25 protein-coding genes are annotated in these 26,535 nt (G+C 70.1%); 6 read left to right on the top strand and 19 right to left on the bottom strand.

Annotated features, from left to right (window positions below):
• Positions 1 to 45: 45 nt before the first annotated feature.
• From ACW5DW_RS16695 to glnA, 4 genes are all read right to left on the bottom strand, one after another.
• A complete protein-coding gene (locus tag ACW5DW_RS16695; protein WP_457020444.1) occupies positions 46 to 1,365 on the bottom strand; it encodes an ammonium transporter in 1,320 nt (439 codons plus the stop codon).
• 91 nt (positions 1,366 to 1,456) lie between these two features.
• Positions 1,457 to 1,795 (bottom strand): P-II family nitrogen regulator, encoded by a 339-nt coding sequence (locus ACW5DW_RS16690; protein WP_457020428.1) that lies wholly within the window; start codon positions 1,793 to 1,795, stop codon positions 1,457 to 1,459.
• Positions 1,796 to 1,820: 25 nt separating this feature from the next.
• A complete protein-coding gene (locus tag ACW5DW_RS16685) occupies positions 1,821 to 2,525 on the bottom strand; it encodes a TorF family putative porin (protein WP_457020427.1) in 705 nt (234 codons plus the stop codon).
• Between the two features lie 334 nt (positions 2,526 to 2,859).
• Positions 2,860 to 4,269: a type I glutamate--ammonia ligase gene (gene glnA / locus ACW5DW_RS16680; RefSeq protein ID WP_457020426.1), complete on the bottom strand. Its 1,410-nt coding sequence runs from the start codon at positions 4,267 to 4,269 to the stop codon at positions 2,860 to 2,862.
• Between the two features lie 277 nt (positions 4,270 to 4,546).
• On the opposite strand from glnA, the gene ACW5DW_RS16675 reads away from it, so the two are divergent.
• Entirely contained in the window at positions 4,547 to 5,341 is a 795-nt protein-coding gene (locus ACW5DW_RS16675; RefSeq protein ID WP_457020425.1) for an undecaprenyl-diphosphate phosphatase, read from the top strand.
• Positions 5,342 to 5,555: 214 nt separating this feature from the next.
• On the opposite strand, the gene ACW5DW_RS16670 is transcribed toward ACW5DW_RS16675, so the two are convergent.
• A complete protein-coding gene (locus ACW5DW_RS16670; RefSeq protein ID WP_457020424.1) occupies positions 5,556 to 6,821 on the bottom strand; it encodes an RNA polymerase sigma factor in 1,266 nt (421 codons plus the stop codon).
• Between ACW5DW_RS16670 and ACW5DW_RS16665 the strand changes: the two genes are divergently transcribed.
• Both ACW5DW_RS16665 and ACW5DW_RS16660 read left to right on the top strand, forming a co-directional pair.
• The gene (locus ACW5DW_RS16665) at positions 6,739 to 7,257 is read left to right on the top strand and encodes a hypothetical protein (protein WP_457020445.1); all 519 of its coding nucleotides are present in this window, start codon (positions 6,739 to 6,741) and stop codon (positions 7,255 to 7,257) included. The two genes, ACW5DW_RS16670 and ACW5DW_RS16665, sit on opposite strands and share 83 nt — an antisense overlap.
• 31 nt (positions 7,258 to 7,288) lie before the next feature.
• A complete protein-coding gene (locus tag ACW5DW_RS16660; protein WP_457020423.1) occupies positions 7,289 to 8,089 on the top strand; it encodes a DUF4377 domain-containing protein in 801 nt (266 codons plus the stop codon).
• A 46-nt stretch (positions 8,090 to 8,135) separates the two neighbouring features.
• Here ACW5DW_RS16660 and ACW5DW_RS16655 read toward each other — a convergent pair whose 3' ends face one another.
• The 11 genes from ACW5DW_RS16655 to ACW5DW_RS16605 all read right to left on the bottom strand — a co-directional run bounded on the left by ACW5DW_RS16655 (position 8,136) and on the right by ACW5DW_RS16605 (position 18,165).
• Positions 8,136 to 8,750 (bottom strand): YbhB/YbcL family Raf kinase inhibitor-like protein, encoded by a 615-nt coding sequence (locus tag ACW5DW_RS16655; protein WP_457020422.1) that lies wholly within the window; start codon positions 8,748 to 8,750, stop codon positions 8,136 to 8,138.
• Between the two features lie 19 nt (positions 8,751 to 8,769).
• Entirely contained in the window at positions 8,770 to 10,839 is a 2,070-nt protein-coding gene (locus tag ACW5DW_RS16650) for a tetratricopeptide repeat protein (protein WP_457020421.1), read from the bottom strand.
• An 85-nt stretch (positions 10,840 to 10,924) separates the two neighbouring features.
• Positions 10,925 to 11,941: a YheT family hydrolase gene (locus ACW5DW_RS16645; RefSeq protein WP_457020420.1), complete on the bottom strand. Its 1,017-nt coding sequence runs from the start codon at positions 11,939 to 11,941 to the stop codon at positions 10,925 to 10,927.
• Positions 11,938 to 12,690 carry a lysophospholipid acyltransferase family protein gene (locus ACW5DW_RS16640; protein WP_457020419.1) on the bottom strand — a complete coding sequence of 251 codons (753 nt, stop codon included), beginning with the start codon at positions 12,688 to 12,690 and terminating at the stop codon, positions 11,938 to 11,940. Before ACW5DW_RS16640 ends, ACW5DW_RS16645 begins: the two co-directional genes overlap by 4 nt.
• Positions 12,691 to 12,942: 252 nt before the next feature.
• Positions 12,943 to 13,359 (bottom strand): hotdog fold thioesterase, encoded by a 417-nt coding sequence (locus tag ACW5DW_RS16635; RefSeq protein WP_457020418.1) that lies wholly within the window; start codon positions 13,357 to 13,359, stop codon positions 12,943 to 12,945.
• 11 nt (positions 13,360 to 13,370) lie between these two features.
• A complete protein-coding gene (locus tag ACW5DW_RS16630; protein WP_457020417.1) occupies positions 13,371 to 13,991 on the bottom strand; it encodes a YkvA family protein in 621 nt (206 codons plus the stop codon).
• Positions 13,992 to 14,093: 102 nt separating this feature from the next.
• Positions 14,094 to 14,282 carry a hypothetical protein gene (locus ACW5DW_RS16625; protein WP_457020416.1) on the bottom strand — a complete coding sequence of 63 codons (189 nt, stop codon included), beginning with the start codon at positions 14,280 to 14,282 and terminating at the stop codon, positions 14,094 to 14,096.
• 224 nt (positions 14,283 to 14,506) lie between these two features.
• Entirely contained in the window at positions 14,507 to 16,450 is a 1,944-nt protein-coding gene (locus ACW5DW_RS16620) for a phospholipase D family protein (RefSeq protein ID WP_457020415.1), read from the bottom strand.
• A complete protein-coding gene (locus tag ACW5DW_RS16615; RefSeq protein ID WP_457020414.1) occupies positions 16,447 to 17,016 on the bottom strand; it encodes a YceI family protein in 570 nt (189 codons plus the stop codon). Before ACW5DW_RS16615 ends, ACW5DW_RS16620 begins: the two co-directional genes overlap by 4 nt.
• A gap of 11 nt (positions 17,017 to 17,027) precedes the next feature.
• On the bottom strand, positions 17,028 to 17,504 hold the full coding sequence (locus ACW5DW_RS16610; protein ID WP_457020413.1) for a SixA phosphatase family protein: 477 nt from the start codon (positions 17,502 to 17,504) through the stop codon (positions 17,028 to 17,030).
• A 25-nt stretch (positions 17,505 to 17,529) separates the two neighbouring features.
• Positions 17,530 to 18,165 (bottom strand): nucleotide-binding protein, encoded by a 636-nt coding sequence (locus ACW5DW_RS16605; RefSeq protein ID WP_457020412.1) that lies wholly within the window; start codon positions 18,163 to 18,165, stop codon positions 17,530 to 17,532.
• 115 nt (positions 18,166 to 18,280) lie between these two features.
• On the opposite strand from ACW5DW_RS16605, the gene ACW5DW_RS16600 reads away from it, so the two are divergent.
• Entirely contained in the window at positions 18,281 to 19,498 is a 1,218-nt protein-coding gene (locus ACW5DW_RS16600) for an acyltransferase family protein (protein ID WP_457020411.1), read from the top strand.
• Between the two features lie 59 nt (positions 19,499 to 19,557).
• The gene (locus ACW5DW_RS16595) at positions 19,558 to 21,045 is read left to right on the top strand and encodes an AAA family ATPase (protein ID WP_457020410.1); all 1,488 of its coding nucleotides are present in this window, start codon (positions 19,558 to 19,560) and stop codon (positions 21,043 to 21,045) included.
• Between the two features lie 34 nt (positions 21,046 to 21,079).
• On the opposite strand, the gene ACW5DW_RS16590 is transcribed toward ACW5DW_RS16595, so the two are convergent.
• From ACW5DW_RS16590 to ACW5DW_RS16580, 3 genes are all read right to left on the bottom strand, one after another.
• A complete protein-coding gene (locus ACW5DW_RS16590) occupies positions 21,080 to 22,108 on the bottom strand; it encodes a hypothetical protein (RefSeq protein WP_457020409.1) in 1,029 nt (342 codons plus the stop codon).
• 55 nt (positions 22,109 to 22,163) lie between these two features.
• Positions 22,164 to 23,858 carry a gamma-glutamyltransferase gene (gene ggt / locus ACW5DW_RS16585; protein WP_457020443.1) on the bottom strand — a complete coding sequence of 565 codons (1,695 nt, stop codon included), beginning with the start codon at positions 23,856 to 23,858 and terminating at the stop codon, positions 22,164 to 22,166.
• An 87-nt stretch (positions 23,859 to 23,945) separates the two neighbouring features.
• Positions 23,946 to 24,602: a tetratricopeptide repeat protein gene (locus ACW5DW_RS16580; protein WP_457020408.1), complete on the bottom strand. Its 657-nt coding sequence runs from the start codon at positions 24,600 to 24,602 to the stop codon at positions 23,946 to 23,948.
• Positions 24,603 to 24,811: 209 nt separating this feature from the next.
• On the opposite strand from ACW5DW_RS16580, the gene ACW5DW_RS16575 reads away from it, so the two are divergent.
• Positions 24,812 to 26,428 (top strand): hypothetical protein, encoded by a 1,617-nt coding sequence (locus tag ACW5DW_RS16575; protein WP_457020407.1) that lies wholly within the window; start codon positions 24,812 to 24,814, stop codon positions 26,426 to 26,428.
• Positions 26,429 to 26,535: the final 107 nt, after the last annotated feature.

Raw genomic sequence — 26,535 nt, 5'->3', positions numbered from 1 at the left:
GCGCTGCCCGCCTGCACCTCGTGGGGGAGGTGTATCACTGCATGATCAGCTCTCGTAGGCGGACTCGCCGTGGTTGCTGATGTCGAGGCCGTTGCGCTCGGCTTCCTCGCTCACGCGCAGGCCGAACACCAGCTTGGCCACCAGGAAACCGATGACGGAAACGATGCCGATCCAGGCGATGGTCAGCGCCACGCCCAGCGCCTGCGTGCCCACCTGCGCCGCCATGTTGAAGTCGTCGCCGCCCTGCCCGCCGAGGGCGGGTGCGTAGAACACGCCGGTCAGGATCGCGCCGACGATGCCGCCAATCGCGTGCACGCCGAACACGTCGGCAGTGTCGTCGACCTTGAGCAGCTTCTTCAGCCCGGTCACGCCCCAGACGCAGGTCACGCCCGCGGCAACGCCGATCGCCATCGCGCCCAGCGGACCGACCAGGCCCGCCGCGGGGGTGATGCCGACCAGGCCTGCGACGGCACCGGAGGCCACGCCCAGCGCCGAGGCCTTGCCCTTGGTCAGCTTCTCGGTCAGCGCCCACGCCAGCACCGCCGCGGCCGTGGCCACCAGGGTGTTGATGAAGGCCAGCGCCGCGCCGGCGGTGGCTTCCAGGTTGGAGCCGGCATTGAAGCCGAACCAGCCCACCCACAGCAGCGACGCACCGACGAAGGTCATGGTGACGTTGTGCGGCTTGAGCGCCTCGCGGCCGTAGCCCACGCGCTTGCCGACGAAGTACGCGCCCACCAGGCCGGCAATACCCGCGTTGATGTGCACCACGGTGCCGCCCGCGAAGTCCAGCGCGCCGCGCTCGAACAGGAATCCGCCGGTCGCCCAGACCATGTGCGCGATCGGCAGGTAGCCGAGCGTGAACCAGATCACCGAGAACAGCAGCACCGCCGAGAACTTCACCCGCTCTGCGAACGCACCGACGATCAGCGCGCCGGTGATGCCGGCGAACGTCGACTGGAACGCGACGAACACGTACTCCGGCAGGCTGACGCCGTCGGTGAACGTGGCCACGAGCGTGTCGATCGTCACCCCCTTGAGGAACAGCTTGTCGAGGTTGCCGATCCACGCGCCTTCGCCGGAGAACGCCAGCGAGTAGCCGTAGACGATCCACAGCACCACCAGCAGCGAGAACACCGAGATCACGTGGATCAACACCGACAGCACGTTCTTCGACCGCACCATGCCGCCGTAGAACAGCGCCAGGCCCGGTACCACCATCAGCAGCACCAGCATGGTCGAGGTCAGCATCCAGGCGACGTCGCCCTTGTCGACGGTCGGCGCGGCGGCGGCTTCGGCAACCGCCTCGGCCACAGGCGCCGTCGCATCCTGCGCGAGTGCATCGAACGTGCCGGTCAGCCCGGCCACGCCCACCAGCAGGGCCAGTCCCAGCACCTGCATACGGGTCTTCCACCCGGAGAACGAAAGGAATTTCATGGAATGAGCCTCCACAGGTGGGTTAGAGCGCATCGGCGCCGATCTCGCCGGTGCGGATGCGGATGACCTGGTCAAGCGCGACGACGAACACCTTGCCGTCGCCGACCTTGCCGGTGCCCGCGGAGCGGCTGATCGCCTCCAGCGCCGCTTCGAAAGCCTCGTCGGAAACGGCGGCCTCGACCTTGAGCTTGGGCAGGAAATCAACCACGTACTCCGCGCCGCGATAGAGCTCGGTGTGGCCCTTCTGGCGGCCGAAGCCCTTGACCTCGGTGACGGTCAGGCCGTTGACGCCGGCCTCGGCCAGCGCCTCGCGCACTTCGTCGAGCTTGAACGGCCGGATGATGGCAATGATCAGTTTCATGGGTCGCCTCTCTTGGTGTGCGCGCTCAGAACGATTTGGACAGCGACACCAGTACGGTGTCGTCCAGTCCGGCGAGATCGGTGTCGTGCCATTCCACGCCAATGGCGAAGCCGTTCTCGAAGCTCTTGCCGCCGGTGAGCTTCCAGTAGTCGTAGTCGAGCTCGCCGCTGTAGCCGCTTACCCATTGGCGGCCATAGCCCGCGCCGATGCTCCAGCCGCCGTCGAACTCCCAGCCCGCGCCCAGATCGAGTGCCGCGCTGCCGTCGGAGTCGGGGATGCCGAACAGATCGGTGGTGGCGTAGGAGTACTTCGCCTTCAGCACGTTCCAGCTCAGGCCGAAGTACAGCTCGAGCGTGTCGACGTCGGTGAAGCCGGCCGGGTAGTCGCCCGGATACCAGTAGTAGTTGGCGCCGACGTCGTAGCCCACGCCGCTGTCGCCGAAATCGGCGGCGTAGCCGACGAAGCCGTCGAGTTCGACCTGGCTGGAGACATCGGGATCGGAATCGGACAGCCAGCTGATGCTGCTGCCCCAGGCACCGGCGTAGAAGCCGCTGTCGTGGTTCCAGGTGACGCCGCCCTGCAGGGCGGGATTTTCGTTGGTCTGGGTGATGCCGCGGAACACGTAGTCACTGACCACCGTGACGGAACCCGACACCTCGGCAGAGGCATTGCCGGCGAGCATCAGCCCGGCGGACAGGAGTGTGGCAACTGCGATCTTGCGAGACGACATGACAGGCTCCTTAGTGAGTGGAAAGCCCTCCCCGGTCTTGCGTACTGCGCGTTCCACCCGGCCCGGCATCCCCATGCCCGACGTGGGTGCCGACGGGCACTCTGTGGCGCCTCGACCGGTCATCACCTTTCCTGTCCGTGCTGTCGATTGCTTCGGCGTTGCGTGTTCCTCGCCCTGGAAAAGTCCGCGGCCCGCGTGGGGGAGGGCCGCACGCCCGGCTCGCCGCCGGGCGCTGGATCAATGGATGGATGTTCATTGCGGGAACGCTCGGCGCCGCGCGCCTTGCCCCCATCCCGGCCTTCCCCCGCGAGCGGGGGAAGGAGTCAAGCGTGCATCAGAGGCCGTAGTACATCTGGTATTCGAGCGGGTGGGTCGCCGCGCGGAAGCGCGTGACTTCCTGCATCTTCAGGTCGATGTAGGCGTCGATGAAGTCGTCGCTCATCACCCCGCCGGCCTTGAGGAAGTCGCGGTCGGCGTCCAGCGCTTCCAGCGCCTGGTCGAGGCTGGAACACACCTGCGGGATCTTCTTCTCTTCTTCCGGCGGCAGGTCGTACAGATCCTTGTCGCTGGGGCCGCCCGGGTCGATCTGGTTCTTGATGCCGTCCAGGCCGGCCATCATCAGCGCGGTGAAGGTCAGGTAGCCCGACTGCAGCGGATCGGGGAAGCGCACCTCGATGCGGCGCGACTTGGGGTTGGACACCCACGGAATGCGGCAGCTTGCCGAGCGGTTGCGCGCCGAGTAGGCCAGCATCACCGGCGCCTCGAAGCCCGGCACCAGGCGCTTGTAGCTGTTGGTGCCGGAGTTGGCGAAGGCGTTGATCGCGCGCGCGTGCTTGAACACGCCGCCGATGTACCACAGCGCCATCTGCGACAGGCCACCGTAGCCGTCGCCGGAGAACAGGTTCTGCCCGCCCTTGGCCAGCGACATGTGCACGTGCATGCCGCTGCCGTTGTCGCCGACGATCGGCTTGGGCATGAAGGTCGCGGTCTTGCCGTTGCGGAACGCCACGTTGCGGATCACGTACTTGGTCGCCATCAACTCGTCGGCCTTCTTGACCATCGAGTTGAACTTGGTGCCGATCTCGCACTGGCCGGCGGTCGCGACCTCGTGGTGGTGCACTTCGGTTTCGATGCCGATCTGCTCGAGCGTCTTGACCATCTCCGCGCGCAGGTCGTGCAGCGAGTCGGTCGGCGGCACCGGGAAGTAGCCGCCCTTTACGCCGGGACGGTAGCCGCTGTTGCCGCCTTCGTATTCCTTGCCCGTGTTCCAGGCCGCTTCCTCGGACTCGACGTGGAAGAAGGTGTGGCCCATCTCGTTGGCGAAGCGGACCGAGTCGAAGATGAAGTATTCGGGCTCGGGGCCGAAGAAGGCCTGGTCGGCGATGCCGGTGGACTTGAGGTAGGCCTCGGCACGACGCGCGATGCCGCGCGGATCGCGCGAATAGTCCTGCATCGTCGCCGGATCGAGGATGTCGCAGGTCAGGTTGAGCGTGGGATCGGCGTAGAACGGATCCAGGTAGGCGGTGGAGGCGTCGGGCAGCAGGATCATGTCCGACTCGGCGATGCCCTTCCAGCCGGAGATCGACGAGCCGTCGAACATCTTGCCGTCCTCGAACAGCGCCGGTTCGACGATGTTTGCCGGGAAGGTGACGTGCTGCTGCACGCCGCGCATGTCCACGAAGCGCAGGTCGATGAATTCGACCTTGTGGTCCTTGATCAGCTTTTCCACGTTCTCGAGCGACATCGGATGGGAGCCTCTGGTGTGCGAATGATGCAGGTTGATACGCAAAGGCCGTGCCAACCTCCAAGTTGTTGATATCAGACGGATACGAACCATCCCTCGGGAAATCACGCCTCATTCTGGTGAAGGTTTCGTTGGGTTTGCACCATCGGGGGGATCGGCAACCCGCCCTGCTGTCGGATCCTGCCGGGTCACCGACGCCACTGCGCACGACCATGCGCGCACGCCGGTTGCTGCAGGGGTTTCCGTTATCCTGCCCGACTCCGCCAGAAGCGACCCCATGTCCGATCCGCTGTCCGCCCTGCTGCTGGGCATCCTCGAAGGGCTGACCGAATTCCTGCCGGTGTCGAGCACCGGCCATCTGCTGATCGCCCAGTATTGGCTGGGCGCGCGCTCGGACTTCTTCAACATCGTGATCCAGGCTGGCGCGATCCTGGCAATCACCCTGGTGTTCCGCCAGCGCATCTGGCAGCTGGCGACCGGCCTTGGCGAACGTGAGCACCGCGACTACGCGATGAAGCTGGCGGTGGCGTTCCTGGTCACGGCCGTGGTCGGCCTGCCGGTGCGGCTGGCCGGCTGGGAACTGCCCGACACGGTGACGCCGATCGCCTGGGCGCTGATCCTGGGCGGGGTGTGGATGATCTTCGCCGAGCGCATGGCCGAGCGCCGCGGCGACGCGGTCCACGTGACCTGGACGGTGGCGGTGCTGGTGGGCCTGGCGCAGGTGGTGGCAGGCGTGTTCCCCGGCACCTCGCGCTCGGCCGCGGCGATCTTCATGGCGATGCTGGCGGGGCTGGGCCGACGTTCGGCGGCGACCGAATTCGTGTTCCTGGTGGGGATCCCGACGATGTTCGCGGCCAGCGCGTATGCGTTCCTGGAGCTGTGGAAGGATGGCGGCCTCGGCGGCGAAGCCTGGGGCGATGTCGCCTTGGCCTTCGCGGCGGCCACCGTGACCGGCTTCGTGGTGGTGAAGTGGCTGCTGGACTACATCAAGCAGCACCGTTTTACCGGTTTTGCGGTGTACCGCATCGCGCTGGGCGCCGCGCTGCTGCTGTGGCTGCCGGCGGGCGACTGAGCGAAACGCGCCTTTTACCGCGCGGGCTCCGGTCCGCATGCCTGCAGCGCGCGTGGCCGGTCGCGCTGCAGGCGGATCACGACCACGCGTTCGCGCGACCCCGATCGCAGTGGCCCGTCGCTGTCCGACTGGCGGCGTCCGGCCGTCGAAATGTCGCGCCATGCTTCGTCGCAGATCCAGAGCGGGCCAGTCGCATCTACGTCCACGACCGTGCTCAGCCCCGGGCCGCGGCGTCGGCGCGCGCCAGCAGCAGCGCGCGCTCGCGTGCGTTGCGGGTCAGGGCGGCGGCGCGCTCGAATTCCGCGCGCGCTTCGCCGGCGCGGCCAAGCCTGTGCAGCAGGTCGCCGCGCACCGCCGGCAGCAGGTGGTAGTCGCGCAAGGCGGGTTCGGCCATCAGTGCATCGACCAGCGGCAGCGCCTGCGCGGGCCCGGAACGCATCGACACGGCCATTGCACGGTTGAGCTTCACCACCGGTGACGGCGCCAGCGCCACCAGCGCGTCGTACAGCGCGACGATGCGCGTCCAGTCGGTGTCATCGATGCGCGCGGCATGGGCATGGCAGGCGGCGATCGCGGCCTGCAGCGTGTAGGCCCCGTGCGCCCTGGACAGACGTTCCGCCTGCGCCAGCGCCGCCAGGCCGCGTTCGATCGCGGCGCGGTCCCAGTGGGCGCGGTCCTGGTCCTGCAGCAGGATCGGCTCTCCCGACGGCCCGACCCGTGCGGCCGCGCGCGAGGACTGCAGTTCCATCAGCGCAAGCAGGCCGCAGGCTTCCGCCTCGCCGGGCGCGAGCCCGGCCAGCAGGCGCCCCAGCCGCAGCGCCTCTGCGCACAACGCCGGCCGCATCAGGTCGTCGCCTGTGGTCGCGGCGTAGCCTTCGTTGAACACCAGGTAGACCACGCCCAGCACCGCCGACATCCGCTCCGGCAGTTCGTCGCGGCGCGGCACCTCGAACGGCACGTCGGCCTCGCCGAGCGTGCGCTTGGCGCGCACGATGCGCTGCGCGACCGTCGCCTCGGGCACCAGGAACGCGCGCGCGATCTCGTCGGTGGTCAGCCCGCACAGCAGCCGCAGGGTCAGCGCCACCCGCGCTTCGATCGACAGCATGGGATGGCAGGCGACGAAGATCAGGCGCAGCAGGTCGTCGCCGATGTCGTCGTCGAGCGCGGCCTCGCGCGCGGCATGCAGCTCGTCGTGCAGGCCGTCGAGCTCGTGCGCGATCTGCGCGTGCTTGCGCGTGAGCATGCGGTCGCGGCGCAGATGGTCCAGCGCGCGGTTCTTGGCGGCGGCCATGAGCCATGCGCCCGGGTTGTCAGGCACGCCACCGCCGGGCCAGCGCTCCAGCGCGGCGACCAGCGCGTCCTGCGCCAGTTCCTCGGCCAGGTCGATGTCGCGGACCATGCGCATCAGCGCCCCGATCACCTTCGGTGATTCGGCGCGCCAGACGGCGTCGATGCTGCGGCGTGGGTCCGGGACGACCATCGACCCGGATCAGAACATCGCACCCGACCGGCATGCAAGCCGCGGAAGTCATGTCGCCGGCGCCGGCTCGATGCGCGGCGGCGGATCGTTGCATGGCGCATTGCCGGCCGCTGGTCCGGGGCGCGAGTCGCGCGCGTGCGGCAGCGACGCCGCGAGCGGCAGCATCACGAAGTTGTCGTCGGACACGACCATGCAGTGTCGCGTTCGCGTCGGTGAACTCCGGGTTGAAATCGAAGCCGAGCGCGGTGAAGAACCGCACCGGAACATCGAGGTCCCTGACCGGGAAATTGACGAAGCCCCGGCGGGACATGGGATCTCCTTGTGCGTGCGACGTTTCCGATCGCGCCGCCGCAGCGACCGCGTCTTGCATCGACGACGAACGCCCGTCGCGCGGATCGACATCCCGGGACTTTGCCTCCGGGCGGCAGGCGCGTAGGCTGGGGCCGTCCCGCCCGAAGGAGACTGCGATGCGTCCTGTCCTGCCGCTGCTGCTGGTCGTCGCCCTGGCGGCCTGCGCCCCGTCCAAGCCGCCGGCGGACACGCCCCCGCCACCCGCGGCCGCCACCGCCGCCGCCCCGGCGCTGGACGCCGCGGCCCTGGCCGCCTCGCACTGGCGCCTGACCGATGCGGCGGATGCCGCGGGCCAGCGCATCGACGCGCTGCTCCCGGATCCGGCCAAGCCCCTGCAGCTCGATTTCGCCGATGGCCGGGTCTCGATCAGCGGCGGCTGCAACCAGATGAACGGGGGCTACACGCTATCGGGCGACCGGTTCGAGGTCGGTGCGCTGGCGCAGACCAAGATGTTCTGCGGCGGTGGCGCGCTGATGGCCGCCGACGAGGCGATCGGCGCACGCCTGGCCGGCGCCGGCACGCTGGTGGCCGGCGGCAACGGCACGCTGGTGCTGACCACCGCCGGCGGCGACCGGCTGACGTTCACCGGCGAGCCGACGGCGGCCTCGCGGCACGGCGGCGAAGGCGAACGCGTGTTCCTGGAGGTCGCGCCGCAGCGCGTGGCCTGCCACCACCCGCTGATGCCCGACCATCGCTGCCTGCATGTGCGCGAGGTCACGTTCGACGCCAACGGCCTGCGCCAGGAAGCTGGCGAGTGGGAGTTCTTCTACCAGGAAATCGAGGGCTACACCCACGAGCCGGGCATCCGCAACGTGCTGCGGCTCGACCGCTTCAACCTCGCCAACCCGCCGGCCGACGGTTCGTCGACCGCCTACGTGCTCGACATGGTGGTGGAATCGGAGGCGGTGGCGCCCTGAACCGTGTCGCCGGCGGCCACAGGCCTACAGCGGGGATCGCCCAGGGTCAGGCCCCGGCCCGCGCGTTGAGCGAGTAGGTCCCGTGGATCGCCGCCTCGGCGAGCACGTGTCCCTGCATCGCGCGCAGCGCGTCGGCGGCGGCGAACTTCACCGGCACCTCGAGCCGTGCCACGTCGAGCGCGAACAGGCGGAAGAAGTAGCGATGCATGCGCAGGTCGTTGGGCGGCGGGTAGGGGCCGTCATAACCCAGGTAGTCGCCGCCCATGTCGGCATCGCCGGCAAACCAGCCGGTGTAGTCATTCAGGCCCTGGCGCACGCCGGCCGGCCCCGGAGGATCGCTCTTGCCGCGCTTGTCGATGCCGTCGCTGCAGCTGCCCGCGGCGATCTGGCGCACGTCGGCGGGGATGTCGACCATCACCCAGTGCACGAAATCGCCGCGCAGATGGTCCACCGGGATCTCGACGCCCTCCTTGCCGGCCAGCGTCGGATCGGTCGGCGCGTCGGTATCGATGCACAGCAGCGCGAACGAGCGCGTGCCGTCCGGCGCATCGTCCCAGGCCAGGTGCGGATTGCGGTTGCCGCCGAAGCCGTCGGCCGCGCCCATCGCGAATTCCGCGGGAATCACGCCGCGGTGTTCGAAGCTGTCGCTGCGGATCTGCATCACGGATCTCCGGCAGGGATCAGTTTTCAGGATAGCCCAGCGCCTTGGCGACCGGCGTCAGCAGCGCGAACGGTTCGGCCAGGACGTCGGCATAGCGGCGCCAATGGCCGGACGGAAAGCGGGTGGGCCCCAACGCCTGCAACGGGACCAGGGTCGTGCCAACAAGCGCGCCTGCCTGGGTCGCCAGCGCTACGGCGTTGTCGGCAGTCTCATCGACGCGCAGTACCCGGACAGAGACTGGATTGTCCGCGATGACGGCCGCCATTTGCCGGAGTACGCCGGCCAGCCAGTCCGCCATCGCCAAGTGCGATTGCACCTTGTAGCGTCGGTAAGTGCCGCCTCTCTGCAGCCAGTCCAGCAGCATGTCGCGCGGGTCGGCCAGTACCAGCCACAAGGACGCATCCGCAATGGCGTCACCCAGGACCGGCAACAGTGCCTGGTCCCACCAGGGCAGCCAGTCGATGACCGTCGCGGCCGCAGCCTTGCGTGCGGGCAGCGCTACCCGCCATGTGGCCGCCACGGCCTGGGCGCTGAGCTCGCCGGCGGCGATGCGCCGCGCGGTGTCCTGCGCCTGCAGCAGATCGTCGGGCGGCGTCGCGTCCATCCGATCCATTCGCGTCCGTTGCGGCAGCGCCTGGTACAGCGTGCCGACCACGCGCTCGACGCCGGATCCGGGCGGGCCGTATAGGAAAACCGGGCCCTGGTCCGAAGACCGCTCCGCCATCGTCGCCGACATGCTCTCTGCACCGCTGCCGACAGGAAGATCGATCGCCAGCGGATCGGCGATGGCGGTGATCCGCGCCCACGTCCCCACCGCATCGGCAGGCCACCCTGCCCGGTCCTGCGCGCGTCCGAGCCAGCCGAGCATCATCCGCAAGGTGCGCTCGTCGCTGACCTGCGGCAGCAGCGTTTCGATGTGCGCCACCGCGGCAGGCGGATCATCGAAGAACAGGGAGTGGATGATCTGGACGTGCGCTTCAAAATGGCCGGGGTCCAGGGCCACGATGCGGTCCGCGTAACCCTTGGCCACTTGGCGGTCGCCAGCGCGGTCGGCCAGCCACATCTGCAGCTGCATGGCAGGCAGCGAGCCAGGTATTGCCAGCTCCCAGCGCTCGGCGATTCCGGCCAGGTCTCCGTCGCCGGGTTCGAACGAGAGCCGGGCAGACCAGAGTCCATCGATATCCGGAGCGGAAGCCAGGGCAGTTTCCAGCGTCTGCCGGGCATCCGCCGCGTCGCCCTGGCGGCGGAGGGCCTCGATCAGCGCATCGAGCAGCCGGCGGTCCTCCGGCGCGGCCGCGGCACCGCGCTTGAGCAAGGCCAGCGCACGCGCGTCCTGGCCGGCTGCAAGGCGGAGTTCACCGGCAAGGCGAAGCATGTCCGCGGGCGGAGCATGTCCGGAGGCGAACCCCGCCTCGACGACGTCGGCAGCATCGGCGGGCCGATCCTGCTGTCGGATGGCCTCGGCAAGCAGGAGGCGTACCGCGTGCATGCCGGGAATCCGTTCCAGCACACGGGCAAACGCCTGTTCGGCGAACGCGGCGTGTCCTTCCGCGAGGAAGGCCAAGCCAAGGGTGTATCGCGTCTGCGGATTCTCCGGCGCCTGGCTCACGGCCTGGACCAGCAGCGCTGAGGCCTCCTTTGGACGCCCCTGCTCGAGCAATACCAGCCCACGCAGTGTCAATACGCCTGGATGATCGGGCTGGACCTTCGCGGCGAGTCGCAACTGCTGCTCGGCCCGCGCGACATCGCGATCCCACAGCGCCAGCTGTGCCTGCAGCAGGTACGCGCGCAGTTCGTTGGAATCGAGTGCAACGCTCTGCGCGAGCTCGGAGCGTGCATCTTCCGCCCGACGTTCCCCCACCAGCAGGGTCGCCCGCTGATAGTGCAGACCTGCGTCGTCGGGCGCCAGCGCGAAGGCGCGGTCGAGACTGGCGTGCGCCGCGGCGAGGTCGCCGCTGGCGGCCTGCGCGGCGGCCAGCAGCCGGTGGGCCTCCGGATCGTCAGGCGCAGCCGTCGCGTGGCTGTCCGCCAGTGCCAGAGCCTCGGCCACACGCCCGTTGCGCAGGGCTGCGATTACGTCATCAAGCATGTCGCCATGTCCGTCAGGGTTGAGCCGGTGGGCTCGATCCGCCAATTCTAGGTCGTCTGCGTCAAGCTGACCTGAGCAGCGCCGGTCAACAACGGGTCGCGCCCGCCAGCCGCGCGGCCGTCCAGCGCTCGGCGTAGCCGCTGCAGCGCAGGTCCTCGAGGAAGCCGCAGTGGCCGCCCCAGGGCTGGATCTCCACGCGCGCGGCCTCGGGCAGCGACAGCGCATGGAACTCGTCGATCGGGACCACCGGGTCGTCGGCTGCCATCAGCACGTGGGCCGGCACCTGCAGGCCGCGCAGGCGATCACCTGCGATCGAGTAGCCGTCGAAGTAGGCTTCGATCGATCCCAGCGAGGTATGCCGCCGCACCAGCCAGTCGGTGAGCTCGCGCATGCCCAGGCGCAGGGTGGCGTCGTCGACGTCGACCCGCTCGGGGAACAGCGCGCGCTTGCGCAGCAGGGAGCCGCGCCACTTGCGCTCGAAGTAGCGCATGTACAGCCACAGCCCGTTTTCCATCTGCAGCATGGTGCGGGCCGGGTCGATCACCGGGCACACCGCGGCCACGCCCGCCAGCGGCAGGCCGGCAGCCGGTGCGCGCAGCGCCAGGCGCAGGGCGAAATTGCCGCCGAGCGAGTAGCCGGCGGCGACCATCGGCCGCGCCGGGAACAGGCGCGCGACGTCGCAGGCCGCATGCACCACTTCCTCAATCCGGCAGGAGTGGAAGATGTCGGGATTGAGGTGGTGGGTGTCGCCGTGGTCGCGGAAGTTGAGGCGGAACACCTCGAAGCCGCGCGTCAGCAGCTGCGCCGCGGTCAGGCGCATGTAGCTCGATTCGGCGCTGCCCTCCCAGCCGTGCAGCAGCAGGGCCAGGCCGCGCGACTGCACGCCGGGCACGGCGCTGTGCAGGCCGAGCAGGCGCACGCCTTCGCCGCCGTCGACGACATGCGGCCGCGTCACCGCGCCGGTCGCGCCCAGTGCCTGCGCGCCGCGATTGCGACGCCAGGCGCTGGTGGCGAGGATGGTCTGCAGGTGCGGGCTGCGCAGCCAGCGCGGCGGCGCGAAGGCCGCCATGCCGTCGCCACCGTCGCCAGCGGCCGGGTTCATGTGCGCATGGCCGCGATGATCCGCTCGCGCGCGGTGTCGGCGATGCGGCGGCGGCCTTCGGCATCACCTGGCGCCACCGGTTCGAGGAACACCACTTCGACCGGGCGCACCGGCTCGCCGAGCAGGCGCATGAAGTTGCCGAAGAAGCTCTCGCCGGGCGCGAACGCCACCACCGGCTGCGCACTGGCACGTTCGCCATAGCGCAGTGCCACCGGCTGCACCGGCACGCCGGCCTCGACCGCGGCCAGGAAGATACGCGCATGGAACGGCCCGACCGAGCGCCCGTCGCGGGTACGCCCTTCCGGGAACACGCCCACCGCGCGCCCGTCGCGCAGCCGCGCCAGCATCTCGTGCAGCACGCCGCCCAGCGATTCCTGGCTGCCGCGCTGGTGGAAGATCGTCTCGCCGCGCGAGGCCACCCAGCCCACCACCGGCCAGCCGGCGATCTCGCGCTTGGCCACGAAGCCCATCATCCGCTGGCTGTGCAGGGCGACGATGTCGATCCAGCTGACGTGGTTGGCCACGAACATCACTGCGCCCGGCATCGGCTCGCCGACGCGGCGCACGCGCATGCCGAACACGCGCATCAGCCCACCCGACCACCAGCGCAGCACGCGGTGGTCGAGCCAGTCACCGGCCACCCGCAGCCGGCCGAGCGGCGGCGTCATCAACAGCAGCGTCAACGGCAGGTGGACCAGCACGTGCCACAGCAGGAAGGGGATGCGAAAGGTGTAACGAAGGACGCGCACGAAGGAGGGCAGCCAGCAGGACCGGGGGAGTCCGAAGCCGCCCACGATACCGAATGCGTGCCATGGCGGGCCAGCGAGGGCAGACGGGCGTGCAGGGCCGGTTCCCGGAGGGGCAGCCGTCGCGGACTGCCTTCGCCGCGATGCCGTCACCGGGCAGTCGTCGTCGGACTCGCCTCCGTCCCTTCTGTAGGAGCGGCTTCAGCCGCGAACGAAGACGGCGCGGTGCCAAGGTTTCGATGCGGTAGCGCGATGTCAGGCGCGCGAGACGACCGCGAGCGTCAGCCGGGAGACACAGACCGGACGCCCGGCCTCGTCCTCGATGCGGATCTCCCAGACCTGGGTGCTGCGTCCCACGTGCAGCGGGCGCGCGGTGCCGGTCACGATGCCGCTGCGCACGCCGCGCAGGTGGTTGGCGTTGATCTCGATGCCGACCACGCCGCAGCCCTCCGGCGCGCACAGCCCGCCGGCGCTGCTGCCCAGGGTCTCGGCCAGCAGCACCGAGGCGCCGCCATGCAGCAGGCCATGGGGCTGGTGGGTGCGCGCGTCGACCGGCATCGTGGCGCACAGCCAGTCCGGGCCGATGCCGGTGAACACGATGCCCAGCGCCTGGATCGCGGTGTCCCGCGACATGGCGTTGAGTTCGTCCAGCCCGGTGTCGGTGCGGAACATCCGCGCCGTGCTCACTTGAAGCGGAACAGGCTCGGACGCCAGGCGCGCGAGTACGCCGGGCGGCCATAGCCGCTGCTGCCGCCGTAGCCCATGCCGAATTCGCTGTCGCCGCTGCGCTCGCGGCGCGCGTGCATGCGTTCGACCAGCTCGTCGCGGCGGCTGTCGAGCCAGTCGGTGCGGCCGACCGCGGACGGTTCGATGCCGCGCCTGCTGGCCTCGCGCTCGCGGTATTCGCAGAAGTCGTCGTACGCGTCCAGCTCATGCCTGAGCTCGCGCACGCACAGCTCGATCATGATTGCGTCGTCGAGGTAGCCCAGCACCTGCACGTGGTCGGGGATCACGTCCTTGGGGTCGGCGAAGTACACCAGCGCCGACAGCACGTGCTGGAGGTCGCCCTCGTCGAGGTGCCAGCCCGCGTCGCGGGCCATCGCGATCATGTCGTCCAGCCGCTCCAGCCGCTCGCGGATGAAGTCGGGCATCTTGACCTGCTGCGCGCCTTCCAGCAGCGCCGCCGCAGCCTGCACGATGTCTTCGGGACTCTTGTCGGCCGCGGCCTTGCGCGCGGCCTTGAGCGCACTGGAGAAGTGCTCCAGATCCTGGTCATTGAGATCGATGGTCAACGAAAGCGACATGACGGGTCCCGGGGGGCGTAAAGATGCGCAGCCTAGGGCCGGCGGCGCGCGTGCGTCAATCGTCCACGCCAGGCGCGCAGGTGCGCGCGCACAGCGGCAGGATCAGGCGAAGCGGAAGCGTGCGGTGGCGGTCGCCGGGGTATAGCGCTTGCCGCTGGCGTAGCCGCTGCTGTTGCCGTAGCCGATGCCGAAGTCGCGCTCGCGGCGCTCGAACGCCGGAAGTGGGCGCTGGACGATCTGGGCGACCTTCACATTGCGGCTGGTGACGGAGGTGGTGGTGAGCTGGTTCATGGCGTCCTCGGGGGAAGTGTGTTTCGGTGTGTTGGTATAGTAGTACACCAGCCAAGCGCTGACATGGGCCGGAAGTCACGGTCCTCGCGAATGCCCGCGAATCGGCCGGAACCTGTTGATTTGATGGGGTCAGGCGGCGACGGGTTGCAGCCGCGCAGGCATTACTGACGACACCCCGCCCGCTCGCGGCCCGGCCGTAGCCGGTGTGCGGCCGCGGAGGCCGGTCAGAGGATTGGTGCCAGCCCTGCGCCGAAGGCGGTGAAGATGCGCGTCAGCAGCGACCGGAAACCGAGGTTGACCTCGGGGAAGTCGCCGACCGGCTCGTAGCAGGCGCGAAAGCCGGCGTCGAAGGCCGGCAGCGGCTCGGGGCAGTCGGGACCGGGCTGGAATTCGTAGCTGGTCGCGTAGCGCACCGGCCACAGGTCGAACACCGGCAGGTGTTCGGACACCTTGCTCAGCGAGTACTCGAGGCCGGACAACACCGGCGGGCGGTCGCGGCGCGCGATGGCCCAGGAGTTCTCCGGCGCCATGTCGCGGCGGATGCTGTCGCCCAGCGCGCGTGCAAACGCCGGGTCGTCGATGATCACCGCGCTCTCGGTGTTGTAGTCGTCGCCGCGCGGATCGAAGTTGTGGGTACCGACCACGCCGATGCGCTCGTCGATCACCAGTGATTTCGCGTGCAGCCCGAAGCGCACGCCGGCGCGCTTGAGCGGCACGCGCTGGTGCACGCCGATGCCGGCGTAGCGCAGCGCGGCGTACTCGCGCGCCAGCGGTGGCGTGCGGCGCTCGTCGTCATCGTCGTCATCGTCGTCGGCATCGTCCGTGTCGGCCGGCGCGGCGTCGCCGACGTTGGCGCTGCCGTCGGCATTCCAGGAAATATCGACCGCGCCGGTCGCATCCAGATCGATCGGCGCATCCTCGGGGAACGGCTTGAACTCGTGGATCTCGAAGCCGAAGTCGCGCAGGTGGCGGCGCTTGTACTTGTACGACAGCGCGTAGGTGATGAACGAGTCGGTCGCGGCCAGGCTGTTGGTCGAGACGATCACGCGCGGCGGCGAGGGCCGCGCGCGCATGCGCCGGAACATGTCCTGCGCATACGGCGAGAGCACCAGGTACGGCGTCTGCAGCAGCACTTCGGTGCGCGCCGATTCAATCAGCTCGTTGAGCAGTGGCGACGCGTGGACCGCGCTGGCCGCCAGTTCGCGGTCGCGCCGGTGCTTTTGCGGCAGGTCGGCGATGAACACCACGTCGCCCACCGGGATCGCGGCATCGGCCAGGCGCTCGCGCACCAGCGCCGGGTCGTCGGCCGCGCGCAAGACCGCCTCCACCCGCGCCGGACGCTGGTAGGGCCAGTCTGGCAGCGGCGGCGCGCCCTTGCGCAGCAGGTGTCGGCCGACGTCGTCGAGCCGCGCCACCGGCACGCTCAGGCGCGCGTTCCAGAACGCCTCGAAATTCTCCGCCATGTCGGCCGTGACCGGCCCGCTGACCAGCACGTCGCGGTCGCGGAAGTTGTACTCGGCGCTCCAGTCGTAATAGTCGTTCTGGTAGTTGCGCCCGCCGGTGATGCCGACCAGGCCGTCGACCAGCAGCAGCTTGCTGTGCATGCGCTGGTTGAGCCGGCGCCAGCAGCAGGCGGCCGCCCAGGCGTAGAGGGGATAGGTGATACGGGCGCGGTCGAGCACCGGGTTGTAGATGCGGATCTCGAAGTTGACGTGGGCCGAGGCCAGCGCGGCGAGCGTATCGACCTGCCTGAGCGCGGACAGCTGGTCGACCAGCATGCGCACGCGCACGCCGCGCTGCACCGCCGCCATCAGCTCGTCGAGCACCAGATGCCCGGCATCGTCCTCGTCGAAGATGTAGGTCTGCAGGTCGATGCTGCGCTGCGCGCCGCGGATCAGGTCCAGGCGCGACACCAGCGCGTCCTGGCCGTAATCGAGCAGCAGCGCGTAGTGGCGCGGCTGCTGCGGCGTGCTGTCGGCCATCGCGCGCTCGCCCAGCTCGCGCAGCGGCGAGGGCCGGGCACAGGCGTCGGCCGCATCGCAGCTGACCAGGGTCGAGCGGGCCTGCGCGGCGATCGCCGCAGCCTGGTCGCGCTGCAGCGCGGACAGGCTGCCGCAGCCGCTGCCGACCAGGACCAGCAGCGCGAACAACGCCCGCATCGCTCTCATGGCGTCGCGGCGGGCCGCGTGCGGATGTGCAGGTTGAACACCACCCGGTCGGACAGGGCGAGGCCCCAGCGGTCCATCGCGTAGTCGCTGCGGTAGACCACGCCGCTGGCGACCACGGCGCAGTCGATGGTGGGGCGAGCACAGGTCGCGGGCTCGAGCGTGAACACCTCGCGACGGCGCACGCCGCGGATGGTCAGCGCGCCGCCCAGCAGCCCGCCCTCGCGCAGCAGTTCGTCCGTGTACGGGTCGGACACGAACTCCACCCACGGGTGCCGGTCCGCGTCGAAGAAACCGCGCCCGCGGGTGACCCGGGAATATTGCGGATGATCGAGGATCTCCACATCGCCCGTGGGCAGGCGCAGGCGCACCTGCCTGCGCGCATCGGACACCGCCACGATCTCGCCGTGCCAGTCCGGGAACGTGCCGTCCAGCGTCTGTCCCCAGCGCGTCTTCAAGGTGAAACCGATGCGGGACAGTGCCGTGTCGATTTCCACCGCGGGCGCGGACAGGGCGATCCCGGCCGCCAGCAGCACCAGCCACCGCAGCCGTCGACAGACATTGCGCATCCCATCTGCCCTCAGGGCCACCAGAAGGCGGAGACGGAGGCGATTCCCGGTTCGATCTGTGCGTCTTCAGGCAGGTGCAGCACGGCCACCGCCGCGGGCGGCATGCCACGGTAGTCGCCGGACTGGCCGCTGTGCAGCAGCGCCAGCAGCCGCTCCAGCCCGGGGTTGTGGCCCACCACCAGCAGGCGGTCGGCGTGGCGATGGCTGTCGACCAGGCCGGCGAGGGTGCCGGCCGTGGCTTCGTAGATCGACGGCTCCAGGCGCTTGTCCAGTTCGCCGACCACCTGGGTCACCGCGTCGAGGGTCTCGCGGGCGCGCCGCGCGGGCGAGCACAGCACCAGGTCGGGCAGCAGCGACTTCTCGCGCAGCCAGGCGGCTACCGCATCGGCCTCGGCCAGGCCCTCGTCCGACAGCGGGCGGTCGAAGTCCGCCTGGCCGGTGCGCGGCAGCTCGGCATGGGCATGCCGCAACAGGATCAATTCACGCATGGCGGTCGTACTCCGAAGGTCTCGCTCAGGCGCGCCTGAGCCATTTGAGCAGCGGCTGCCAGTCGGCCTGGTGGTCGCGTACCTGGGCCGAGTTGTAGTCGAACAGGCTCTTGCCGAAGCCGACCAGCATCACGTAGGCCTGGCTGTCACGCAGCTGTGCCACCAGCGGGTACGGCCACTGGCCGAGCAGCTCCATCGCCTGCTGCGAGGCATTGGTCCAGGGCCGCAGGCGGTTGCCGACCAGGCCCACCGGCAGCGCGCCGCTGCGCACCCGCGGGTGTTTGGCCAGGGCGTTGAGGAAGGGCACGGTGGCGTCGATGTCGAGCGCCGAGGGCAGCACCGGCACCACCAGCGCGTCGGCGTGCTCGAGGTAGACCTCCAGCGCATCGGCGTGGGCCCCGGCCGGGGCATCGACCACCACCCGCTCGGTGCCTTCGGGGATCGACTTCCATGCGGTCTTGTGGCGGCTGCTGCCGTTGATCGGCAGGACCGCGCTTTCCAGCACGGCACGGCGTTCGGCCCAGCGCGTGGAAGAGCCCTGCGGATCGGCATCGATGATGACCGTGCTGCGCCCCGCCACGGCCGACTCCGCCGCCAGATGGGTCGCGATCGTGGTCTTGCCGACACCGCCCTTGGAACTGGCCACCAGCACTGTCTTCATGCATCGCCTCCGCCTGGGAACGTGCCGCGAGCGTACACCGGCGGCGTGGCCGTAGCGACCACCGGACCACGTTACTTGGGCGACCCCTCCACGCTCTTGACGCAACCTTTACATGATGAGCGAGCGTCCCTCCCCCCTGGCCACGTTGCCTGACTGCGGCGCGGCCACGGCCGGCGTGGTGGACGCAAGGCTCGCCGTCGCGGCGACCGCAACGCACGGCGTCCGCCTGCACGAGCTGGACGCGATGCGCAGCGTGCTGATGCTGCTGGGCGTGGTGCTGCACGCGATCAATCCCTACGGCCTGGACGGCGACTGGCTGGTCGCCGACGCCAGCCGCAGCCCGCTGCTCGAAGCGCTCGCGGTCGCGATCCACGCGTTCCGGATGCCGGCGTTCTTCGTGGTCGCGGGCTACTTCTCGATGCTGCTGCTGGGGCGGCAGGCGCCGCCGGTGTTCCTGCGCGAGCGCCTGCGCCGCACGCTGCTGCCGGCGCTGGCAGTGCTGCTGACCTTCAACCTGGTGCAGGTCTGGTTCCTGGCGCCCGCAGCGCCCGCGGACGGGTTCTGGCGCGGCGCGCTGCTGCCCGCCCTGTTGTGCGGGGACTGGCTCGGGCACCTTTGGTTCCTGGTCGACCTGGCGCTGTACTGCATCGCCCTGGCCGCGCTGCGACCCTGGCTGGATGCCCGTGCCGGCGGGCAGGGGCGCACGCTGCTGGCGCAACCGCATGCACTGCCCGTGCTGCTGGCGGCGGCCGCCCTGGTGCCGCTGGCCAGCGCGATGGCGGCGCACCTGGCGCCGATGCTGGCCCGGCAGCTGGCCGGCCTGGTCAATCCCCAGGAACTGCTGGACCACGCCCCGTTCTTCGCGATCGGCTGCCTGCTGCAGGTGCAGCCCTCACTCCTGCGGCGGTTCTCATGCGCCGGCGCGGGTGTGTGGATCGGCGCCGGCATTACCTGGGCCGCCCTGCGGCACCTGCCCGAAGGGGGCGGGCCTGCTGCGGCGGCGGTGACGATCCTGGCGCGCACCGGGCTGGCCTGGTGCCTGGTGCGGATGCTGTTCGCGGGGTTCTCGCGCTGGGCCGGCGCGCCCAGCCCCGTGTTCCGCTACCTGTCCGACGCCAGCTACTCGATCTACCTGTTCCACCACCTGTGCGTGGTGGCCACCGCCAGCGTGCTGCTGTCGATGCCCTGGGCGGCACCGGCCAAGTTCGGCATGGTGCTGGCCGTGGCCGCGCTGGTGCCCTTGGCGATGCACCACTGGCTGGTGCGCCCACACCCGACGATGCGCTGGCTGTTCAATGGCCGGCCGCGCGCTTCCGCCCTGCCACGCGACTGACCGGCGGACAGCCCGTCGCGTCTGCTATCGTCGCCCGGCCCCGCAACCACCCCGTGTACATGAGCGACCTGCAGGACCTCGTGGCGCTGATTCGCGCCGACACGCCGCTGATCGTGATCGAGACACCCGACGAGATGCGGGTGGTGGAACTGTTCCGGCAGTCATTGACCCACGTCTGGCGCTCGCTGTACCGCTGGTCGATCACCGAGGGCCTGCGCCGCATGGACCTGGACGGCGAGGATCCGGCCCAGCTGCCCGCCGACGCCGGCACCACCCTGGGCGCGATCCGCAACGCGGACCAACGTGGCGTCTACGTGTTGCTCGATTTCCACCCCTACCTGGGCTATGCCGGCACCCAGCGGCAGCTGCGCGACATCCTGCAGCGGCGCGACTGCCTGGCGCATACCGTGGTCCTGGTCGGGCACAGGATCGAGCTGCCAAGCGAGCTCGATGCCAGGGCCGCGCGCCTGCGCCTGCGTCTGCCCGACGGCAATGCCCTGCTCAAGCTGGTCCGCGAGGAGATCGCCGCCTGGCAGCGCGAGCACGAAGGCCGCCGGGTCGAGGCCGACGAAGCGGTGGTGCGCAGGATCGTGCGCAACCTGCAGGGCCTGGACGTGATGCACGCGCGCCGTATCGCGCGCCACCTGATCCACGACGACGGCGCGCTGGGCCCGGGCGACCTGCCCGAGCTGATGCGGCTGAAGTTCGAGCTGCTCAACAAGAGCGGCCACCTGCACTACGAATACGACACCGCCCGCTTTGCCGACGTGGCCGGCGCCCGTCGCCTCAAGCGCTGGGTCGAGCAGCGCCGGCACGTGTTCACCGGCGGCGACGCGCCACCGGGCCTGGATCCGCCCAAGGGCATGCTGCTGCTGGGCGTGCAGGGCTGCGGCAAGTCGCTGTTGGCCAAGGCGGTGGCCGGTGGCTTCGGCGTGCCGCTGGTGCGGCTGGATTTCGGCACGCTCTACGCCAAGTACCACGGCGAAACCGAGTCCAACCTGCGCGCGGCGCTGGCCCAGGCCGAACAGCTCGCGCCCTGCGTGCTGTGGATCGACGAGATCGAGAAGGGCCTGGCCGCCGGCAGCGCCGACGGCGACGGCGGCGTCTCGCGGCGCGTGCTGGGCTACCTGTTGACCTGGATGGCCGAGCGCAAGTCAAACGTGTTCCTGGTCGCCACCGCCAACCAGGTGCAGGAGCTGCCGGCCGAACTGCTGCGCAAGGGCCGCTTCGACGAGATCTTCTTCGTCGACCTGCCCGACGCCGACACCCGCGCGCACGTGTTCGAACTGCACCTGCGGCGGCGCCAGCTGGGCCCCGAGCGCTTCGACCTGCCTGCGCTGGCGCAGGCGGCCGAAGGGTTCTCCGGCGCGGAGATCGAGCAGGCCATCGTCGCCGCGCTGTACTCGGCCCACGCCGACGGCCGCGGCGTCGACAACGCGCTGCTGCAGGAGGAGCTGCGCGCCACGCGGCCACTGTCGGTGGTGATGCGCGAACAGGTCGACGCGCTGCGCGCCTGGGCCGGCAGCCGGACGGTGCCCGCGGACTGAGGCTCGCCGCGTTCGCCATTCGCGGCGGCGTGCATCACCGTCGCGGCGGCGCCCAGCCGGGCGGCGGGTCGGCTGACACGCCGCCTTCGGCCAGCACGCGCTCCACCAGCTGCTGCTCGGTTGTGATCGTCGGGTCGGCCAACAGGCGCGCGAACTGTTCCGCCCCGTAGCGCGGCTGCTGCTGCCCCAGTCGACCCCACTCCAGCATCCGCCAGTCCATGCGCCGCAGGCGCGCCTGCAGTTCGCTGCGCTCGGCCAGGGTCGATGCCAGCGCGCCCAGCATCGCCAGGCCGGCGTGTTCGTCGGCAATGTTGGTGGAACGGTCGGCCAGCAGGCTCGCCACGTGCGCGCAGTCGCCGCGCCGCGCCGGCATCGCCCGCAGCATCTGCTGGCTGCAGCCCTCGACCAGGGCGTCGTAACCGGGCCCGGCGCTCGCGGCCCACAGCGCCATGGCCGAGACCGCCGCAGCCTCGTCGCCGTGGAAGGGCTGGCCGCGGCTCATCGCCGCCTGCTCGGCGGCGTTCGGCGGATGCCGCTGCCAGGCCGAGGCAATCCAGCGCACGCTTGCATACATGCCCGCATCGGCACGCGAAGCATTGCGCGCCTGCGCCAGCAGCGCATCGACGGTGAGGCCCGCATGCAGCAGCGGCATCAGGTTGTCCGGCTCGGCCGCCTGCCAGCGGCGGGCGGCTTCCAGGCGCACCGCGCCATCATCGGCACCCGCCGCCAGCACGAGCAGGCGGTTGGCGACGAGGTCGTCGCCCGCCTTGGCTGCAGCCGCACGCAGCCAGGCCTCGGCCTGGGCATCGCGCGGCGGCGGCGGCGGGGGCGCCGTAGGGTCGTCGGGCGCCTGCGCCCGCGGAGCGCTGGCGTGGCGCAGCAGCGCTGCCAGCGCCAGATCGCGGGCGCCACCGTCGCGGGCGAGCGCGGTGGCCAGGCGCTGCATGTAGGCCTGGTGCGCATCGGCCTGGGCCATTTGGGCCGTATCGGCGTCACGGGGGACCTGCGCCTGGGCGACGGGCAGGAGCAGCAGCGCGGCGACCAGCAGCAGGCGTGGGCTCATGGTGCGGAATCCGTGGAGGTTCGCCACAGGATACCGGCGGCCCGTCGCGGCCGGATCAGTAGCCTGCCGCCTGCCCGTCCTTTCTCGATTCGCTGGCGCCGGTCCAGCCGCCGTGCGGATTGGCCATGATCGCCTGGTAGCCGCCGAACGGGCCGTCGGCGAAGCGCACGCTGTGGCCCTTGCGCATCAGCGCGCGCACGGTCTCGTAGGGGAAGCCGGTTTCCAGCTCGACGCGGCCGCCATCGGCCATCGCCACGGCCTGGCCCGCCGGCTCGGTGGAACCATCGTGCTGGATGCGCGGCGCATCACCGGCCTCCTGCAGGTTCATGCCGAAGTCGATCATGTTGAGCAGGATCTGCACGTGGCCCTGCGGCTGCATCGCCCCACCCATCAGGCCGAAGCTCAGCCAGGGCTTGCCGTCCTTGGTCACGAAGGCGGGAATGATGGTGTGGAACGGCCGCTTGCCCGGCGCGAACGAGTTCGGGTGCCCGGCCTTGAGTACGAACTGCTCGCCGCGGTCCTGCAGGATGAAGCCCAGCCCCGGCGGCGCCATGCCGCTGCCCATGCCGCGGTAGTTGGACTGGATCAGCGAGACCATCATGCCGCTGGCATCGGCGGTAGTGAGGTAGATGGTGTCGCCTTCGTTGAGCTGCGGGATCACGCCCGGTTCGGCGGCCTGCATCGCACGGTCCATGGAAATCAGCCCGTCGCGTTCGCGCGCGTAGTCCTTCGAGATCAGCCGCTCGACCGGGGTCGCGTAGAAGTCCGGATCGGCATAGGAGGCGGCGCGGTCGGCGAAGGCCAGCTTCTTGGCTTCGACGAACAGGTGCACGTGCTCGGGGCTGCCGAATCCGAAGGATTTCAGGTCGTAGGGCTCGAGCAGGTTGAGGATCTGCAGCGCAGCGATGCCCTGGCCGCTGGGCGGCAGCTCCCAGAGGTCGAAGCCGCGGTAGCTGGTGGAGACCGGTTCGATCCATTCGCCGCGATGCGCGGCCAGGTCATCAAAGGACAGGAAGCCGTCGTTGGCCTTGAAGTAGGCGTCGATGGTGCGCGCGATCGCACCCTTGTAGAACGCGTCGCGGCCGCCGTCGGCGATCTGCTGCAGCGTGTTGGCCAGATGCGGGTTCTTCCAGGTCTCGCCGTTGCGCGGCGCGCGGCCGTCGATGGTGAACTGCTCGACAAAGCCCGGCCACTTCGACAGCCGCGGCACCGATCGATCCCAGTAGTAGGCAATGACCTCGTGCATCGGATGTCCGTCGCGCGCGTAGCTGATCGCCGGCGCCAGGTTCTGCGCCATCGTGCGCTTGCCGAAGCGCTCGTGCAGTGCGAACCAGCCGTCGACCGCGCCCGGCACCGTGACCGGCAGCGGCCCGTGCGAGGGGACCTCGGTCAGCCCGCGGCGCTCGAATTCGGCCAGGGTCAGCGATTTCGGCGAGCGGCCCGAACCGCTGTAGCCGTGCAGCCTGCGCGTGGCCGGATCCCACACGATCGCGAACAGGTCGCCGCCGATGCCGTTGCCGGTCGGCTCCATCAGCCCGAGCGCGGCGTTGGCGGCGATGGCGGCATCGACCGCGCTGCCGCCGCCCTTCATCACGTCCAGCGCGATCTGGGTGGCCAGCGGGTGGGACGTGGCCGCCATCGCCTGCGGCGCATGTACTTCGCTGCGGGTGGCGAAGGGCTTGCCGGTGATGCGGTCGGCGGCAGATGCCGGCGGCGCCAGCGCCGCGGCGGCGGCGAGCGCAATGATCAGGACGGTTTGGCGCACCGGTTCACCGTTTGGGTGGGAGTCGATGCGCGGCACCTTAGCGCGGAAGCCGCGGCGCGTGCAGGCGGGCGCTCACGGCCAGGCCGGCGGATTCTGGCTCCAGGCCGCGAGCACTTCGACCAGGGTGGCGCGGTCGTCGTCGCTCCAGTCGGGCAGCAGGCCGGGCAGCGCGCCGGCGTTGGTCCAGCGATCGGGGTAGGTGCGGACAGCTGCGGCATACCAGGCCACGGCTTCTTCGCGCCGACCCAGCTTCCACAAGGCCAGCGCCAACGTCGGCGGCACCCAGGACGGCTTCACCACGCGGTTACTGGACGCCTGCAGCCACAGCGGCAGCGCGGCCTCGACATCGCCGGCGCGGTACAGGTCCCAGGCCTGGTTCCACTGCAGCGAGCGGTGGCGCTGGCTGCCTTCCGAACTCGAGGCCAGCCCCTGCGCATACAGCGCCATGCCGGTCTCGGTGCGGCCCGCCGCCATCGACAGGTGCGCAAGCTGCGGGACGGCCTGCTCGGCATTGCGGCCGCCGCGCTCCATCATGCGCACCAGCTGCGCCACGGTGGCCTCGTTGTTTCCTTCGATGGCGACGATCGGACGCGCGCTGCTGTCCTCGTCGAAATAGAACTCGGCAGGCCGCGGCAGCGACTGTGCGCCGGCGCCCGCACACAGCCCCGCGAGCAGGACGAAGAGATACAGCCGGCGAGCGTGCGACCACACGCGTGGCATCGATTCCATTGCGAAGTCCCCCTGTAGAACTGCAGCGATTGCTGCGCTCGATTCTAACCCGACGCATGTTGCGCCGCAGCAGGCAGGCCCGGAAGCGCGACCGGGTCGGCAGGTTTCTACCTGTGTTGTCCGATCAACACGTGCCCTGGTAGACGCCCTAGCTGTCAACGGCGTGCCGCCGCGCTAGCGTTGCCGTACCAGCTGGTACGGAGACCGTCATGGTCAGCGGGATTTCACCGGTCATCGATTCAGGCACGCGCACGCAGCTGCCGCCTGCGGCGCAGTCGACCGCCGATCGCGCGGCGCTGCCGGCCGCCTTCGCCGGTGGCTATCGCCCGGAAGCCAGCTACCACCCCCAGCTGCAGCCGCCGGTCACCTCCCCCGCCGGCGGCGTGCAGCCTTCACAGGCAGGCGGCCCGCACGGAATCCCGCCGGGCCAGACCCTCGCCGACGTGGCCAGCGGCACGCAGGCGCAGCCGTTCGACGTGACCCTGTCGCAGCTGGCCACCGCGGTGTACGGCACGCGCGGCGCGCCGCCGGAAGGCTGGAGCGCGGTGACCGACCAGCAGCTGCGCGATCTGGGCGTGCAGGATCCGCAGGCCTGGCGCCTGCAGTTTCTCGGCGCCAACGACACAGTGGGCAGCAATGCGCAGGAGTTTCGCGCCGAAATCTACAGCGACGGCAGCGGCAACTACGTGCTGTCCTACCGCGGCACCGCCGAAGGTGGCGCGGACTGGGACAACAATTTCCACCAGGGCGCCGGCTTCGAGACACCCGACGGCGACAAGTTCAGCGTCACCGCGGTCAACACCGCGGTCGAGTTCGCGCGCGTGTTCGGCGACAACCCGGGCGGCGAGTCGACCAACCTCGCCATCACCGGCCATTCCCAGGGCGGTGGACTGGCGTCGGTTGGCGCGCTCGCCAGCGGCGTGCCGGCGGTGACCTTCGATGCCTCGGGCATCCATCCCAATACCCTCGACCGGATCGGAATCGATCCACAGCGCGCGCGCGATCTCGCCGGGGGCGGGCACATCCGCGCCTATTCCCTGGAAAGCGATGCGTTGACCAACCTGCAGGACAGCTGGATCACCGGTGTGCTCGCACCGGACGCGCTGGGCACGCAGATCGTGGTGAAGCCGGCCGCTGCGGACGCGCACGACATGTTCAACCAGTACGGACCGATGGAGCTCGGGGGGATGACCCCCGAGCAGTTGGCCCTGCTCAATGCCGGCGTCGAGACCGCACGACACACACCATTCGTGGCGCTCAACCCGGTCACCGGCGTCATCACCGGCGGCACGAACCTGGCCGGCAATCTCACCTACAGCGCGATCAGCCACAGCCCCAACGCGCTGACCGCGGGCATGGTCGAGCACCAGCCCTGGCAGGCGGGTTACGAGAACCCGTCCAACCTCGGCCGCGACCTGCAGAACCTGCTGCCGGACGCAGCCAAGGACGACTACGCGCGCAACGTGCACGACTTCGCCAGCGACATCGAGGCGGTGGTGGGCAACGAGTTCGCCAACGGCCGTTACGTGCAGGGCGGGGCGAGCCTGGTCGGCGACTTCGCCGAAGGCGCATGGAGTTCGGCCGGCGATACCGTCGACGGCTATGCCGACACGCTGGCGGCGGAGATCGACGCGCGCGTCGATGGCTGGGCCGGCACTGTGCTGTCGGGCGCGGTCGATGGCGGCGGCGACGCGGTCGAGTTCGTGGCCGACGCCGGCGGACAGGCAGTCGAATCCCTCGCCGATGGCGCAGGCTGGGTCGCGCAGGGCGCAGCCGATGCCGGCAGGGACTTCGCCAGTTTCGTCGGCGGGCTGTTTGGCCGATAGCCACATGCACCGGTCGGCCGCTTGCGCGGCGCTATGATCGCGTTTCCAATGCCGCGCATGCGCCGCTCTTCCGCGATCGCGTCCGCGCTCTTCCTATGCCTTGCCGC

It is taken from the genome of Luteimonas sp. A482 (assembly GCF_054072655.1).
Note: the sequence above shows the minus strand (reverse complement) of the source record. Positions and strands in the feature narration are given on the sequence as shown.

Bases quoted from the DNA above. Each gene is read 5' to 3' on its own strand.
- ACW5DW_RS16690 (WP_457020428.1), bottom strand. From the start codon at position 1,795: ATGAAACTGATCATTGCCATCATCCGGCCGTTCAAGCTCGACGAAGTG.
- ACW5DW_RS16685 (WP_457020427.1), bottom strand. From the start codon at position 2,525: ATGTCGTCTCGCAAGATCGCAGTTGCCACACTCCTGTCCGCCGGGCTG.
- glnA (WP_457020426.1), bottom strand. From the start codon at position 4,269: ATGTCGCTCGAGAACGTGGAAAAGCTGATCAAGGACCACAAGGTCGAA.
- ACW5DW_RS16675 (WP_457020425.1), top strand. From the start codon at position 4,547: ATGTCCGATCCGCTGTCCGCCCTGCTGCTGGGCATCCTCGAAGGGCTG.
- ACW5DW_RS16665 (WP_457020445.1), top strand. From the start codon at position 6,739: ATGCGCATCAGCGCCCCGATCACCTTCGGTGATTCGGCGCGCCAGACG.
- ACW5DW_RS16670 (WP_457020424.1), bottom strand. From the start codon at position 6,821: ATGGTCGTCCCGGACCCACGCCGCAGCATCGACGCCGTCTGGCGCGCC.
- ACW5DW_RS16660 (WP_457020423.1), top strand. From the start codon at position 7,289: ATGCGTCCTGTCCTGCCGCTGCTGCTGGTCGTCGCCCTGGCGGCCTGC.
- ACW5DW_RS16655 (WP_457020422.1), bottom strand. From the start codon at position 8,750: ATGCAGATCCGCAGCGACAGCTTCGAACACCGCGGCGTGATTCCCGCG.
- ACW5DW_RS16650 (WP_457020421.1), bottom strand. From the start codon at position 10,839: ATGCTTGATGACGTAATCGCAGCCCTGCGCAACGGGCGTGTGGCCGAG.
- ACW5DW_RS16645 (WP_457020420.1), bottom strand. From the start codon at position 11,941: ATGAACCCGGCCGCTGGCGACGGTGGCGACGGCATGGCGGCCTTCGCG.
- ACW5DW_RS16635 (WP_457020418.1), bottom strand. From the start codon at position 13,359: ATGTTCCGCACCGACACCGGGCTGGACGAACTCAACGCCATGTCGCGG.
- ACW5DW_RS16630 (WP_457020417.1), bottom strand. From the start codon at position 13,991: ATGTCGCTTTCGTTGACCATCGATCTCAATGACCAGGATCTGGAGCAC.
- ACW5DW_RS16625 (WP_457020416.1), bottom strand. From the start codon at position 14,282: ATGAACCAGCTCACCACCACCTCCGTCACCAGCCGCAATGTGAAGGTC.
- ACW5DW_RS16620 (WP_457020415.1), bottom strand. From the start codon at position 16,450: ATGAGAGCGATGCGGGCGTTGTTCGCGCTGCTGGTCCTGGTCGGCAGC.
- ACW5DW_RS16615 (WP_457020414.1), bottom strand. From the start codon at position 17,016: ATGCGCAATGTCTGTCGACGGCTGCGGTGGCTGGTGCTGCTGGCGGCC.
- ACW5DW_RS16610 (WP_457020413.1), bottom strand. From the start codon at position 17,504: ATGCGTGAATTGATCCTGTTGCGGCATGCCCATGCCGAGCTGCCGCGC.
- ACW5DW_RS16605 (WP_457020412.1), bottom strand. From the start codon at position 18,165: ATGAAGACAGTGCTGGTGGCCAGTTCCAAGGGCGGTGTCGGCAAGACC.
- ACW5DW_RS16600 (WP_457020411.1), top strand. From the start codon at position 18,281: ATGAGCGAGCGTCCCTCCCCCCTGGCCACGTTGCCTGACTGCGGCGCG.
- ACW5DW_RS16595 (WP_457020410.1), top strand. From the start codon at position 19,558: ATGAGCGACCTGCAGGACCTCGTGGCGCTGATTCGCGCCGACACGCCG.
- ACW5DW_RS16590 (WP_457020409.1), bottom strand. From the start codon at position 22,108: ATGAGCCCACGCCTGCTGCTGGTCGCCGCGCTGCTGCTCCTGCCCGTC.
- ACW5DW_RS16580 (WP_457020408.1), bottom strand. From the start codon at position 24,602: ATGGAATCGATGCCACGCGTGTGGTCGCACGCTCGCCGGCTGTATCTC.
- ACW5DW_RS16575 (WP_457020407.1), top strand. From the start codon at position 24,812: ATGGTCAGCGGGATTTCACCGGTCATCGATTCAGGCACGCGCACGCAG.